12 protein-coding genes and 1 other RNA gene are annotated in these 14,539 nt (G+C 36.5%); 10 read left to right on the top strand and 3 right to left on the bottom strand.

What is annotated here, in order from left to right; genetic code table 11:
• Positions 1 to 6: 6 nt before the first annotated feature.
• The gene (recU, locus tag D0S48_RS03490) at positions 7 to 606 is read right to left on the bottom strand and encodes a Holliday junction resolvase RecU (RefSeq protein ID WP_151110126.1); all 600 of its coding nucleotides are present in this window, start codon (positions 604 to 606) and stop codon (positions 7 to 9) included.
• 184 nt (positions 607 to 790) lie between these two features.
• Here recU and D0S48_RS20520 point away from each other — a divergent pair, with 184 nt between their 5' ends.
• The 10 genes from D0S48_RS20520 (at position 791) to D0S48_RS03445 (ending at position 11,662) form a co-directional block, all read left to right on the top strand.
• Positions 791 to 946: a hypothetical protein gene (locus tag D0S48_RS20520; protein ID WP_154310921.1), complete on the top strand. Its 156-nt coding sequence runs from the start codon at positions 791 to 793 to the stop codon at positions 944 to 946.
• Positions 947 to 1,021: 75 nt separating this feature from the next.
• On the top strand, positions 1,022 to 1,381 hold the full coding sequence (locus D0S48_RS03485; RefSeq protein ID WP_144536823.1) for a YppE family protein: 360 nt from the start codon (positions 1,022 to 1,024) through the stop codon (positions 1,379 to 1,381).
• A gap of 1 nt (position 1,382) precedes the next feature.
• A complete protein-coding gene (locus D0S48_RS03480; protein WP_151110122.1) occupies positions 1,383 to 3,662 on the top strand; it encodes a DEAD/DEAH box helicase in 2,280 nt (759 codons plus the stop codon).
• Positions 3,652 to 4,929 (top strand): ribonuclease H-like domain-containing protein, encoded by a 1,278-nt coding sequence (locus D0S48_RS03475; protein WP_151110120.1) that lies wholly within the window; start codon positions 3,652 to 3,654, stop codon positions 4,927 to 4,929. Before D0S48_RS03480 ends, D0S48_RS03475 begins: the two co-directional genes overlap by 11 nt.
• A 79-nt stretch (positions 4,930 to 5,008) precedes the next feature.
• On the top strand, positions 5,009 to 5,305 hold the full coding sequence (gene gpsB, locus D0S48_RS03470; RefSeq protein WP_144536817.1) for a cell division regulator GpsB: 297 nt from the start codon (positions 5,009 to 5,011) through the stop codon (positions 5,303 to 5,305).
• 65 nt (positions 5,306 to 5,370) lie between these two features.
• Positions 5,371 to 5,754, top strand: an RNA gene (gene rnpB, locus D0S48_RS03465) — RNase P RNA component class B.
• Between the two features lie 326 nt (positions 5,755 to 6,080).
• Positions 6,081 to 7,805, top strand: coding sequence for a putative bifunctional diguanylate cyclase/phosphodiesterase (locus tag D0S48_RS03460; protein WP_225321679.1), 1,725 nt, complete (start codon positions 6,081 to 6,083; stop codon positions 7,803 to 7,805).
• Positions 7,805 to 8,932 carry a THUMP domain-containing class I SAM-dependent RNA methyltransferase gene (locus tag D0S48_RS03455; protein ID WP_151110116.1) on the top strand — a complete coding sequence of 376 codons (1,128 nt, stop codon included), beginning with the start codon at positions 7,805 to 7,807 and terminating at the stop codon, positions 8,930 to 8,932. Before D0S48_RS03460 ends, D0S48_RS03455 begins: the two co-directional genes overlap by 1 nt.
• A 57-nt stretch (positions 8,933 to 8,989) precedes the next feature.
• Positions 8,990 to 10,888, top strand: a complete 1,899-nt coding sequence (locus D0S48_RS03450; protein ID WP_151110114.1) for an ATP-dependent DNA helicase — start codon at positions 8,990 to 8,992, stop codon at positions 10,886 to 10,888.
• 153 nt (positions 10,889 to 11,041) lie between these two features.
• Positions 11,042 to 11,662: a hypothetical protein gene (locus tag D0S48_RS03445; RefSeq protein ID WP_191963863.1), complete on the top strand. Its 621-nt coding sequence runs from the start codon at positions 11,042 to 11,044 to the stop codon at positions 11,660 to 11,662.
• A gap of 726 nt (positions 11,663 to 12,388) precedes the next feature.
• On the opposite strand, the gene D0S48_RS03440 is transcribed toward D0S48_RS03445, so the two are convergent.
• Both D0S48_RS03440 and D0S48_RS03435 read right to left on the bottom strand, forming a co-directional pair.
• Positions 12,389 to 14,056, bottom strand: coding sequence for a b(o/a)3-type cytochrome-c oxidase subunit 1 (locus D0S48_RS03440; RefSeq protein ID WP_151110110.1), 1,668 nt, complete (start codon positions 14,054 to 14,056; stop codon positions 12,389 to 12,391).
• Between the two features lies 1 nt (position 14,057).
• The gene (locus D0S48_RS03435; RefSeq protein ID WP_144536805.1) at positions 14,058 to 14,534 is read right to left on the bottom strand and encodes a cytochrome c oxidase subunit II; all 477 of its coding nucleotides are present in this window, start codon (positions 14,532 to 14,534) and stop codon (positions 14,058 to 14,060) included.
• Between the last annotated feature and the right edge of the window lie 5 nt (positions 14,535 to 14,539).

Below are 14,539 nucleotides of genomic sequence, written 5' to 3'. Positions count from 1 at the left end.
TTCGCTTTATACATACAAGTCATTAACTATCTTTAAATAATTGACCCTTGGTGCATATTTTGGGTTTATTTCAATCCCATATTCTTCAAATTCTTCGAGGGTTATTGATTTCCTTCCCCCCGATAGCATTCTATCCCAAAATAATTTTAAATGCTCGTAAGACAAATAAAAATATCTATCCATACTAGAAAATCGAACTAACAAGAAGCTGATCCCAAGTTGTTTAACTACTTTACCCATATGCTCTACTTGATGTAAGTGAACATTTTTCAGAGGAAAGGAAGTTTTATTTTCCGTTTCTTTTGCTTCAAAGTCAATATATTTTCCTTTGTAGACTCCGTTAAAGTCAGTAGTTGATGGGGTTCGATAATATGCTTCTTTTATAACTGCGGAGCTTCTACTTGGATAATCCACCTTGACGACCTGAATAGGTATTGGCTTTTTATAGATGACTGCAATTTCATGAGCCAGATAGTACTCGTTGGCATCATTTATCTCATCTTCTAACGTCCTACCCCTATTACTAAAAGAATAATCTTTTTTCTTTGGAATATTTGTTTTCTTGGTAGGTGTATATACTTTCCCATTAGGGTATTGAATAGCCAAGACAATCACCTCTTTTATGGTATTAGTTTATCACAAGTTAGTTAGACGAACGAGTAATCAATTTAGTTTCATTTTTGTAACTGTCGATGGACCACTAGTTTTGTCTGATGTAAAGAACCTTTGTCGAGCAGGAAGGTATTTATGATGTAGGAAGGAACTTAACAGTTAAAGGAGAGTGGACATTATGAACAAAATTGAACGCCTTATCGACCAACTTGAGCTATTGGAATATCTATTAGAAAACCGTCTGAATGAAGAACAGGATCAGTTCGAAGAAGATTTTAGTAAATCATCCTTTCGTTTACTAGGTAAAATGGAAAAATTGGAGAATAATATGTAAGGAATGTATGTTCGTCTGAAACTGGTAATATGATATGCTTTTTGATAAACTATTACTAGAATGAGAGGGATTACATTGTCATTAACAAGTGTAAATAATCAGCTTTTAAACGAGTGTGATATTTGTATAGAACGTTTTCACCGTTTCAGAGAAGAGGACCGAGAGCCTGACTTTTTTAGAGAAGTGAAGCCATATGCATATAATATAGATGAATTATTAAACGAATGGGAGCAGCTTGTTCGACCTTGGATACAGACCAAACGACCGAAATATGTCCATCCAAGTCAAATTGATTCACTACTAGAATCTATGAGGCAATTTGTTGTGCAGTCATTTTATAAAGCAACGAGTAAAAAACGTTTCTTAAAGTCTGTACATTCTTCCAAATACACATTAGAAACAATTCTTCAGGCATTGAAGGAGGTTGGAGAGTAACATGCAAAAGAATAAAAGTATTGCAGAGCTATTAGATAATTGGAGAATTGATAGCAATCGCCACCCGCAAATTGAGCATATCCATACAGTAGAGGAAAAAGATGCAATTTATGCACCTTTCCCAGAAAAAATGCATCCCTCTATTAAAAATGCTTTGAAAGGTCGTGGGGTGAGTCAACTCTATATTCATCAAAGACAAGCTTTTGATGCTGCTTCTTTAGGGAAGTCATTTACTGCTATTACTCCAACTGCCTCTGGTAAATCTCTTTGTTATCATCTTCCTGTCTTACAATCGATAATGGAAGATCCAACCTCTCGTGCCATTTATTTATTTCCGACGAAAGCATTAGCGCAGGACCAAAAAAGCGATTTAAATGAATTGATTCGAGAGAGTGGAGAAGAGATATTAAGTTTTACGTACGATGGTGATACCGAGCCGGGGATTAGACAAAAAATTAGAAAATCTGGACATATTGTGTTGACTAATCCAGATATGCTTCACTCTGGCATACTACCTCACCATACGAAATGGGTTTCCCTTTTTGAAAATCTGAAATATATTGTCATTGACGAAATTCATACATATAAAGGTGTATTTGGTAGTCATGTTGCACATGTTATTCGCAGATTGAAAAGGATCTGCGAATTTTACGGTAGTAAGCCGCAATTTATTTGTACGTCAGCTACTATTAAAAATCCTAAAGAGCTTGCAGAAAATTTAACAAATGAAACACATCAATTAATTGATCAAAACGGCGCTCCTGCTGGCAGAAAGCACTTTGTATTTTATAATCCTCCTATTATACATCCAGTATTTAATGTTAGAAGAAGTGCGGTTTTAGAGGTTAGGGATCTTGCGCAAGAGTTGTATGTAAACGGAATTCAAACTATTGTATTTGCTAAAAGTAGAGTAAGAGTGGAAATGCTAGTAACTTATTTAAAGGCTTTGGTGAGTAAAAAGATAAATGATCAATCTATTCGTGGCTACCGAGGAGGATATTTACCTTCTGAGCGAAGAGTTATCGAAAAAGGGTTGAGAGAAGGAGTCATTCGAACAGTAGTTAGCACAAATGCACTTGAGTTAGGAGTAGATATTGGCCAGCTTCAGGCTTGTATTATGACTGGGTATCCAGGAAATATTGCAAGTGCTTGGCAGCAAGCAGGTCGAGCAGGCCGTCGACAGGACGAGGCCCTTATTATTTATGTGGCTCAATCGACAGCTCTAGATCAATACGTAGTAAAGCACCCTGACTATTTTCTTGGACAATCACCTGAAGAGGTCCGGATCCATCCAGACAATATGATAATTTTGATGGACCACCTTAAATGTGCAGCCTTCGAGCTTCCATTTAGTACTAGTGATACATATGGAGAATTCTCTATTCAAGAGCTGTTAGAATTTCTTGAGAGCGAAGGAGTTCTTCTAAAGACATCGGACAAGTGGCATTGGATGTCCGAAAGCTTTCCAGCTAGTAATGTAAGTCTTAGGTCTGCTTCTCAGGACAATGTCATAATTATTGATCAATCTATTCCAACAAAAACTAGAGTGATTGGAGAAATGGACCTTTATAGTGCGATGACATTACTCCATGAAGAAGCGATCTATCTCCATCAGGGTACTCAGTTTCAAGTAGAAAAACTAGATTGGGAGGAGAAAAAGGCCTTTGTGAAGGAAGTGGACGTGGATTACTTTACTGATGCTAATATCGCAATCGAACTAAAGGTATTAAGCGAGGATAAGGAAAGGGAAGCGGATATTGGTACGCTTAGATTTGGTGATATCATTGTTCTTGCTCAGCCTACTATCTTCAAAAAGATTAAGTTCGATACCCATGATAATATTGGTTCAGGAAAAATACATCTACCGCCCCTAGAGCTTCATACCTCGTCCACTTGGTTTAGCTTCGATAAACCAAACAATTGGTCAGAAACGTTGCTTTCAGACGCAATGACAGGAGTGGCCTATGCGCTACACTCGTTTATCCCTTTATTCATACATTGTGATGCTAAGGATATTCATGTAGTACCTCAAGTAAAATCGATTAATGTAGAAAAGCCTACTTTTTATATTTATGACAGCTATCCAGGGGGAATAGGTTTATCCGAGAGAATGTTTGATCTATGGAATAATTTAGTGCCTAAGGTGACGGAGCAGATAGAAAGCTGTCCATGTACTGGTGGTTGTCCCGCTTGCATTGGCGCTCAGGACGCCGAACAAAACTTGAAAAAAGAAGTTATTAAACTCCTTCACTTATTGCAGGTGAATCAAAATGTCGTATGAAAAAAAACTATTAGAAATGAAGAGCCTATTAAAGAAAAATACTCCTGAAAAACAGCAACCCAAAAAGGAAGTGCTAGATATTGCACTTCCTTTTTATACAGAGCAATGGGAAAAGGCTGGATTAAAGCTAATAAAAAATGAAAAAGGTTTCTTCTTTTTAAAAGAAACATTTTATCGTAACAAGCATATACATGGAACTATTGGCTTGGATAAGCTTGAAGCTGCTATTTCTTTTATGCAGGAAAGATATCCAACTCATCCGCTTACTATTTCTCCAAACAGCCCTTATTGCTTTTATGACACGGAAACGACCGGTCTAAAAGGGGCAGGTGTCTTAATTTTTTTGAATGGTATTTTAAAAAAGGCTCCTGGAGGTTATTTATTGTCTCAATACGTGCTAGCAGACCCAGGACAGGAAGCTGCCTTTCTACTGGCCACTGAGTTTTGGAAAAACACTCAAACTATTATTACTTATAACGGTAAAAGCTTTGATTTGCCCCAATTAACGACAAGGTGGACAATGAATCGTAACACTTTACCACCCATGAAATCTCATGGACAAATTGACTTAATGCACTCATCTAAAAGAATTTGGAAAGGTGATTTAGAGCGTTTTAAATTAAAGCAATTAGAAGAAAGTAAATTAGGTTTTAGTCGCAAAAATGATATACCTGGTCATTTAGCTCCAATTATTTATTTTGATGCGGTTAAGCATGGTAACCCAACTAACCTTATGAGAATTTTAAAGCATAACGAATGGGATATCCTATCACTAGCAACGCTATATACTTTATCGGTGGATCTACTAAAAGAAACCGAGGTTCAGGAAACTGCAAACACATATACGAATATTGGAAAATGGTTTAAAGATTTAAAGTCTAAGGATGCAAGTAAGGAATGGTTCCAATTTGTATTGGATCAATTTCCAAAAAGAGAAACAAGCATGGCCTACTACTATATGGGTTTGCATTTAAAAAGGCAAAAACTGATGGATGAAAGTATCGAAGCCTTTAAGGAAGCATTAAAAGAAATAAAAGGGAAATATCGTTTAGAAGTTCTGGTAGAACTAGCAAAGCTCTATGAACATCAAAAAAAAGATTATGAAAAAGCATTAGAAATGACCCTTGAATGCCTTGAATATTGGAGAGATTCTGAAATAGATTCACATAAAGATTTTAGTAGTCAGCTCCGTAGGCGGGAAATAAGAATAAAAAAGAAAATAAATATTTCCCGGGAAAGCGCACAACCTAACAAAAAACGCACTTAATCGCCCAAAAATACTCCATTATTCGACACCACTATGCTATAATACGAGTAGCGAATTGTAGACGGAAGGAAGATGCTGCATGGAATTTAAGTTAAAGGCTTCTGATATATTAGAAAAAGAATTTAAAACAGGCTTAAGAGGCTATAATCAAGAAGAAGTAGATATGTTTTTAGATGATATCATCCAAGATTATGAAGCGTTCGAAAAGAAAGTATCACAGCTGCAATTAGAAAATAAGCAACTAAGAGAAGAGTTAGCTGAGGCACCAAAGCGAACAGCTCCTGTCCAACCAGCAGCTGGCGCTACTAATTTTGATATTCTAAAAAGATTATCTCATTTAGAAAAACATGTGTTTGGCGCAAAATTGTACGAGTAATATTATATTAGTAAAGAATTATTGTATATTCAGCTAACATCGTGTATAATTGGTTTACCACTTATATATTCGGGCAATCGCTGCAATGCTAGACATTGTAGAGGAAAGTCCATGCTCACACAATTCTGAGATGAATGTAGTGTTCGTGCTTAGTGAAAAAATAAACTAAGGCAGCCATTTTGGCTGACGGCGGGATGAAGGCCTAAGTCTTCGGATATGGCTGACAATCTCTGAAAGTGCCACAGTGACGGAGCTGTATAGGAAACTATACAGGTGGAACGAGGTAAACCCCACGAGTGAGAAACCCAAATTATGGTAGGGGCATTTTCTTGAAGGAATTGAACGGATAGAAAAACAGACAATAATCTGTAGATAGATGATTGCCATCCACATACGTACGAGGTAATGCACCGTTTGAGTACCGTGGAAACAAAACATGGCTTATTGAGTGTATGAGTGGCTATAATTAATAATACGGAAAGCTCTCCAATCACGGAGAGCTTTTCTTTTCTTAATAGATAAAAAAGTATATGCTTATTTATAGTATTTATATAGCTATGGGAGTGTTGTACGATTATGGCATGTAAGTGAAATACTATCGTACTTTTGATTCTTTATAATATAATGCAAAATCTTCACTATCCTCACAAATTTTTTCTAAAATTGCTTACTACGAGATGTTTACATAGAGTCGATCATAAGATGGTCATCACCGATTATAAGAGAATAGGCATATCCCGAACAGGAGATGCAGGATGAAAGCGGGTCATTAAAGTTGAACAAAGAGCAACAACCTGAAAGCTTTTCTTCATATCCAAAAAATTTAGTGGAGAAAGTATTTAATTCGACTACTGAGGGTATTATGATTACGGATGAAAAAATGCGGATTACGTTAGTAAATGCTGCGTTTGAAAAGGTTACGGGCTATGTTTTGAACGAAGTGCGAGGCGAAACTCCACGTATACTGAAGTCAGGTAGGCAAGAAAAAACATTTTACGCAACTATGTGGAATGAGTTGAAGCTTAAAGGTACCTGGCAAGGCGAAATATGGAATAAAAGAAAAAACGGAGAACTTTACCCAGAATATCTAACTATTAATAGCATACAAAACGAGCAAGGGGAAACTACTAATTACTTTGGTGTCTTTTCCGATATTTCCATAAAAAAAGTGGTAGAGAAAGAAATGGAAACGTTAACTTTCAGTGATCGCCTAACAAGTTTACCTAATAGATCTTCCTTTAACGAATTATTTTCGCAAATAATTACTGAATCTGGTTCTCAGGCAAAGCATGCAATCTTGTTTATAGATTTAGATCGCTTTAAGCAAGTAAACGCCTCACTTGGCAATGAAGTAGGGGATATCATCCTAGTTGAATTTGCTAAACGCATAAAGCAAATTATTAATAAAGACGATATTTTTGCAAGATATGGTGGAGACGAATTTTTGCTTGCTATACAGGATATTAAAAATCAAAAAGAAGCCGCCCAATATGCTTCAGAAATTATTAAATCGCTTAGCAAGCCATTCTATTTAGATGATATGGAAATTTATATCACTTCTAGTATTGGAATTGGATTATACCCTCAAGACAGCGAGGATGTTGACAAGCTTTTACACAAGGCTGACAAGGCAATGTACTTCGCTAAACAAAATGGTAGAAACCAATATGCTTTTTACTTCGAGGAATTAAAGAGAGATTCAAAGAGGCAATTGTTCCTAGAAGCTGAGTTGAGAAAGGGTATTCAGGCTAAAGATTTTAACATCTACTATCAACCGAAAATTTCGCTAGATACAAATGAAATCGTTGGAGTAGAAGCTTTAGTCAGATGGCAAAATGATCAAATTGGAGTCGTATCCCCTGGAGAATTTATACCTTTAGCAGAGGACACGGGCCTTATCATTCCTTTGAGTGAGCTAATAGTTGAAAAAGTATGTTTAGATATTCTTGAATGGAGAACACTTGGTTTAAATAACCTTAATGTATCAATAAATATTGCTTCACTCCATTTTCAACAGGATAATTTTATCGAGAGAATAAATGAAATATTGATGCAATATAATTGTAGTCCACAGCAGCTTGAATTAGAATTAACAGAGCGTACGATTATGAAGGACTCCGAGAGTATTATAACCAAGCTAATAAAGCTAAAAAATATGGGGTTTAAAATTTCCATTGATGATTTTGGTACAGGTTACTCTTCACTAAGCTATTTAAACCGATTTCCTTTAAACTATTTAAAAATTGATAGAAGCTTTATACAGCATATTACTTCATTAAAGGATAAACAAGCGATCGTAGAATCAATTATATTAATGTCTCATCGCTTGCAATTAAAAGTAATAGCTGAAGGAGTAGAATCCAAAGAACAAGTAAAAATCTTAAAAGAAATGAACTGCGATATTATACAAGGATATTATTACAGCAAGCCAGTTCCAAGTAAAGGGCTAATGGATTTTCTCGAGCTTTGGGAGATCCTTAAGCAAGAAGGGAAGCAATAATGACAACATTTAAATTAGTAGCAACAGCAGCAATGGGCTTAGAAGCCATCGTTGCTGAAGAAGTGAAAGCACTAGGATACGAAACAACGACTGAAAATGGAAAAGTATATTTTGAAGGAGACGAGCGGGCAATTGCAAGAGCCAATGTTTGGTTAAGAGTAGCAGATCGAGTGAAAATCGTCGCAGCTCAGTTTCCAGTAAGAACTTTTGATGAACTTTTTGAACGTACGAAGGCTATTCAATGGGAAAAGTTTCTTCCTGTGGATGCTGCATTTCCAGTTCAAGGTAAATCCGTCAAATCTACTTTATTCAGTGTTCCAGATTGTCAGGCTATTGTCAAAAAAGCGATTGTAGAAAGATTAAAGCTTGCATATAAACGAATTGGATTTCTGGATGAATCAGGTGCAACATATAAGATTGAAATAAGTATACTTAAAGATGTGGCAACAATCACTTTAGACACGAGTGGTGCTGGATTGCATAAACGTGGCTACCGACATGGCCAAGGGGAAGCTCCATTAAAGGAAACGTTAGCAGCCGCTTTGGTAAAAGTCTCTAAATGGAGCCCAAATCGTCCATTTGTCGATCCATTCTGTGGTTCTGGGACAATTCCAATAGAGGCAGCTATGATTGGCCAAAATATCGCTCCAGGCTTTAATAGAGATTTTCACAGCGAAGATTGGTCTTGGATGTCTAAAACAATTTGGGATGATGTAAGAAACGAAGCAGAGGATTTAGCTGATTATGATCAAAAATTAGAGATTATCGGCTCTGATATTGATCATAAGATGATTCAAATCGCAGAACAAAATGCATTTGAGTCAGGATTTGCAGATATAATCAGCTTTAAACAAATGCAGGCAAGTGACTTTTCCACCAATCTGACGGATGGTGTCATGATTGGTAATCCTCCTTACGGCGAACGTATAGGAGAAATCGAAGAAATTGAAAAAGTTATCAGCGACCTTGGTCATACAATGGAAACATATCCATCATGGTCGGTATATATGCTTTCTTCTATGGAGAATTTTGAAAATCTGTACGGACGTAAAGCAACTAAGAAACGTAAATTATTTAATGGATTTATAAGAACAGACTACTATCAGTTCTGGGGTAAACGTTCATAACAGTAGGGGAGACTAGCTCTCCCATGCTGTTATATTATTATTCAAGGGAGTTAGAAAATGAAGCAGGCTTTGCCATTTAAATTATCAAAAGACCGTTCTTTCTTTGAATCATTAGGAGATTGGATGGGAGACGTATTATACGATGAATTGCCAGAGAAAGGGTTTGAATGTCGTGATGAACAAATTTTCATGGCATATCAAATCGAAAAAGCATTAAAAGAAAAAAATGTATTATTTGCAGAAGCAGGCGTGGGTACAGGTAAAACAATCGCTTACTTACTTCCTGCTATTTCTTATGCAAGATATACTGGAAAACCAGCCTTGATTGCATGCGCGGATGAAACGCTAATAGAGCAATTGGTAAAAGAGGCCGGAGACATCTTTAAGCTTCAAAATTATTTAGATATAAAAATTGATGTTAGGCTAGCTAAATCACGTAGCCAGTACCTATGCCTAAAACGATTGGAAGAAGCGCAAAAGGATAGCGATAACGACTTCTTTATAGAAGAAATTGAAGATGGAGTACCTGATTTCGTTTATGGCTCGTCTTCTCTTCAAAGTATCTTTCCATTTGGTGAGCGTAGCCAATTCTCAGGAGTAAGTGATGTAGACTGGCAAAAGGTTAACTTTCATCCTACTCAACAATGTACTGTCTGTGATTTACGCAATAGATGTGGGCAAACAATTCACCGTCAGCATTACAGAGAATCATCTGATTTAATCATCTGTTCCCATGACTTTTTAATGGAACACTTATGGACTAAGGATTCACGTGTTCGAGAAGGACAATTGCCATTTTTACCAGAAGTGTCGATGATTGTATTAGACGAAGGACATTTGCTAGAATTCGCAGCTCAAAAAGCGTTAACCTATGAAGTACAAAGTGAAACATTAATTCGATTACTTGAAAGAGTAATGGTCGATGGTGTTCGTGAAAAGACTTTAAACTTAATGGAAGTTCTCCAAGATACGCATGAGAAAATTTTTAGCGTTTTACGAATCGGCAGCTTTGCGGAAGAAACAGAACGTATGAAGATTAACAAGTCTTCTGAGCTAATGCAGTTATGTAAGCATGCCATTAAAATTACAGATGATTTACTAGAGGAGTTCGTGTTTGAATCCGAGCTTTTTACAATTCCAGAATATGAACTTCGAATGGTAGAGGAATTTTTAGAGCAATATTCATTTTCATTGCGATTATTTACAGAGAAGGGCGATGGGGTTGAGTGGTTAGAAATAATCGATGGCTACGAAACGCTTATTATCATGCCTAGATTAGTCACAGACATTTTAAATGAAAAGCTATTTTCTACCAAGCTTCCGATCATCTTTTCATCTGCTACATTATCGATTGAAAAAGATTTTACGTATTTGGCAGATTCGTTAGGAATAGAAAAGTTCCAATCATTCTCAGTGCCATCTCCTTTTGACTACGATGAAGTGATGAAAGTTAGAACGCATCATATAAGCCAGGAAGAGAAGGTTAGTGAAGTCGATCATTTATTGAAAGCAAAACAACAAACACTCATTTTGTTTAAATCAAAAGCTGCGATGGATAATTTTAGGTCCTCCACAAGTACTGATGATATTGCATATGAAGGGGATCGTGAGCTTTCCACAATCGTCAAAGAATTTCAAAATGGAGAGTTTTCTACACTTTGCTCTTATCATCTTTGGGAAGGCTTAGATTTGCCTAAAGAAGCATTAACTAGAGTAATTATTTATGATTTGCCTTTCCCACCGGTAGATCCGTTATTTGATGCCAAACGTTCATTTTCTAATAATCCATTTGAAGAAGTGGAGCTGCCGTTCATGCTGCTTAGACTTCAGCAAGGAATAGGTCGACTAATTCGTACCTCTGAAGACTACGGTGAAATTCACCTATTGTTGAACGAAGAAGAAGCGCCATTAGAGGGGCGTTTTGTAGGGATTTTGCCAACACCAATTTCAAATTAATTTTAAATAGCCTTTTTCTTTTAAGTTTGTGGATGTAAACCACTCATTCCTTATGAATTTTAAGGAATTTGTTTGTTATACATTGGACGAATATAAAAGGAAAAGGTTTTTTAACGAATCCCTTTAAATTGAATAATATAAATAACAGGGCGTATGTCTCAAGAATTTAAAAAGGTGGGATTGAGTATACAAAATATGGATGATACAGTTTATTTAAACAAGGACGATATTACTAGTGATTTTCATTATGCTAATACAGAAAAGAAAATGACTGGTCCATGGTTTGACAATTTAACTTTTTTACAAATGAACCATCCAAAAAATATACATCAACAAAATGAAGTTGCTAATAAAGACACATCAAAAGAGTCATCGGAAGAATTAAATGAGATAGTAAAAATAAAGCGACCTACGATTATAAGAAGAAAATGTGGTAGATCAATATTGACATCTTCCGCTGATTACAAATTTAAATTAATGGACGCTAAGAAGAGCAAGAAGGATAGCAAAATGCTAAACTGTTTGAAAGTAGCCAGAAGCACACTAAAGCCTTATTATAACCTTTTAAACAATAGCAATATCTCTAGCAAACCTAAAGAAAAATATAAAAGAGCTCATCTATACACCTCTTCACAAACAATGGAATTAGATGATTATAACTACGAATTAGAATTGATGGCTTACATGGAATATGAAGATAATCAAACAGACTGGGAAAGAAAACCACATTTATTACTGCAAGATTCATCTGTGTTATTAGACCAACATTTATGATCTATCCTGAATATTACAATTTGTTGGCATATGTATCTTAAATAAATACTGTAAGTGTAATTATACAGAGAAAAAAAGGCAAATAACCATCCGTGGAACCTGTTAAAAGTAATATCGAAGTTTTATCTATGGCACCGTAGAAATAGAGGATGCTGGAGTTTCAACTCCTCCTAATTTGATGTCTGGGCTTGGTTCATAGAAACTAAGCTCATTTTTAAATATATAAATATATAGTAAATTGGGTTGAAGAGACTTAATTAGCTTTATCCAGATATGCTTGGTGAAGAGAGGGGGGACTGCTTGGTATATTTGTAGCATTCTTCAAAAGAGGCTGGGACATAAGTAGATTCATGCTACATAAAAATGCTGTGAGTTGATTCTTATTACAATCTATAAAGAAAAGAATACTTCATTCTGAGTGAATGCGTTTTGATAGACATTTATTTAACTGAAGATATCTTCTTTTATATGTGAAGGTATGTGCAGTTTTCACTTGATATCGAAGATAATTCGGGGTGTTTGGATCGGAGACGGCGACTCCTAGGGGACAAGCGTGTGGTAGAGACTACAGGCTCGAGCAGTGCCCCCAGGAAATCGTCCGCTGTAGCAGAGAACACCAACTGTAAGTAGAAAAAGCCCCGGAAATTTACTAAACGGTAAATTTCCCGGACTCTTGAATTTTTAAGGTGGGTTTTATCCCAGCTTCGTAATATTAAGATTTTGAAGTTACCAGAATTTATACCCTTTTGAACCTGGAGGAGCATTCTGAAGCATATCGAACACTGGAACTGTATAAGCAAACAAGATTAAGAAGATACAAATAGTCAACCAGATCTTCCAGTTTTCCAAAACCATTGGAGTTTTTTCTGCATTTTCAGAAACCTCGCCAATTGGGAATTCTGTTTCTCCTTTAGGAGCAAACCATACTAGGTGGACGATGATATACAATACCAAGATGATACCGATGAATAAAATCGTACCACCAACTGCCTGAGCTATCTGATAGCCAATCCAATCAGTTGCTTGTGCAGAATCACCATAGGTAGAGAAATCTGAACGGCGAGGAGCACCCATTAAACCAGCTATATGCATAGCTCCAGACATGATGGACATACCTACTGCCCATACAATAGCTTGTATAATTGCTAGCTTATTCATTTGTTTAGTCAACACTCTACCAGTAAGATGAGGAATTAACCAATAAGCGGCACCAAAGAATGTTAAAACAACTGTTGTTGCTAAAGTGAGATGAAAGTGACCAGTAACCCAGATAGTATTATGTACTACTTGGTTCATTTGGTTAGATGCATTAATAATACCTCCAGCTCCAGCAGGGATGAAGGCTGCCATACCGATGAATGGTACAACGAATCGAGCATCCTTCCATGGAAGCTTTTTAAACCATCCAAATAACCCTTTTCCTCCAAGCTGTCTTCCGCGGATTTCAAATGTAGCGAACATGGAGAAAGCAGTTAGAAGGGAAGGTATAACAACCATCATTGTCAAAATTACTTGCAAGTATTTCCAGAAAGAATCAATACCAGGCTCTGTCAATTGGTGATGGAATCCAACAGGAATAGAGAAAATCAAGAAAAGCATAAAGGAAAGTCTTGCAAGTGCATCCGAATAAATTTTCCCGCCAATAATTTTAGGAATGATTACGTACCAAACCATATAAGCAGGTAATAGCCAGAAATATACTAATGGGTGACCAAAATACCAGAAAAGTGTACGAGAAAGAAGAATATCAATCTTATCTACCCAGCCTAATGACCAAGGAATCAATTGGAAAACTACCTCAACTGCAACACCAAGTGAACAAATGATCCACATAGTTAAGTTTACGATTACCATAAAAGTTAATAATGGGCTTGGTTCTCCTGGATTAGCTTTGCGCCATTCTCTATATTTCATTATAAGGCCAGCTCCACCAATCCAAGAGCCTACGACTACCAGTGCCAATCCCACATAGAAGATCCAATGTGCTTGTAGGGGTGCATAGAAAGTGTACAGAACAGATGCTTCATTTAATAAAACCATTACTGCAGCAGCAGTTGTTCCGATTGTCATTGTCCAGAACCCAATCCAGCCAAGCATTCTTTGCTTATCTGTCAATGTGCCGGCAGTGCGACTTACAGCAGCAATTTGGAAACCAAAGATAAAATAAGTTGTTAAGATAAGTGCTAATAAAACCCCATGAACCGTTAATAATTGATAGTATCCGATTCCCCAAGGAAGAGTAAATTGTCCAGAACGTACTAGTGTTTGTAATAGTCCACAAAGTCCTCCGATTAAAAGTGCAATGAATGCTACATGGATGTGAGCCATTGCGAGCTTGCCATCACGACGATCTACCTTCACAAAGCTTTGTGCTTTCTCAGTTATTGTTGCCATGTTACTCAACCACCTTTAACTTCGATGTCATAGAAGTGTGTCCTATGCCACAATATTCGTTACATAATATTAAATACTCTCCAGCTTTATCTACTGTTGTTACGTATTCTGAAACGTAGCCAGGTTCTAGCATCATATTAATATTCGTACCCACTATTTGAAAGCCATGAATTACGTCCTTTGTTGTTGCGATAAATTTAACAGTCGATCCGAGTGGTACTTCAAATTCCTGTGGATTATAGAAGAAAGCAGAAGCAACGACTACTACCTCGTAATCCCATTCCTTACCTTCGACCTTGTGAACTCCAGGATTATTAAAAGGAGCAATTTCATCTACTCGCTCAGGATCAATATATACTTTTGCACTAGGTGGATGAGAACCGTAATGAAATGCGCTAAAGCCAACTATAATTAAGAATAAAACCAAAGACCCTACCCCGAATGTTATCCACCATTTTTCATACTTGTGAATATGCATAACCT

Source organism: Psychrobacillus sp. AK 1817, assembly GCF_008807035.1.
In the GTDB taxonomy this organism is placed as follows: domain Bacteria; phylum Bacillota; class Bacilli; order Bacillales_A; family Planococcaceae; genus Psychrobacillus; species Psychrobacillus faecigallinarum.
The sequence above is the reverse complement of the archived record's forward strand: the minus strand, read 5'-3'. Positions and strand labels throughout refer to the sequence as shown.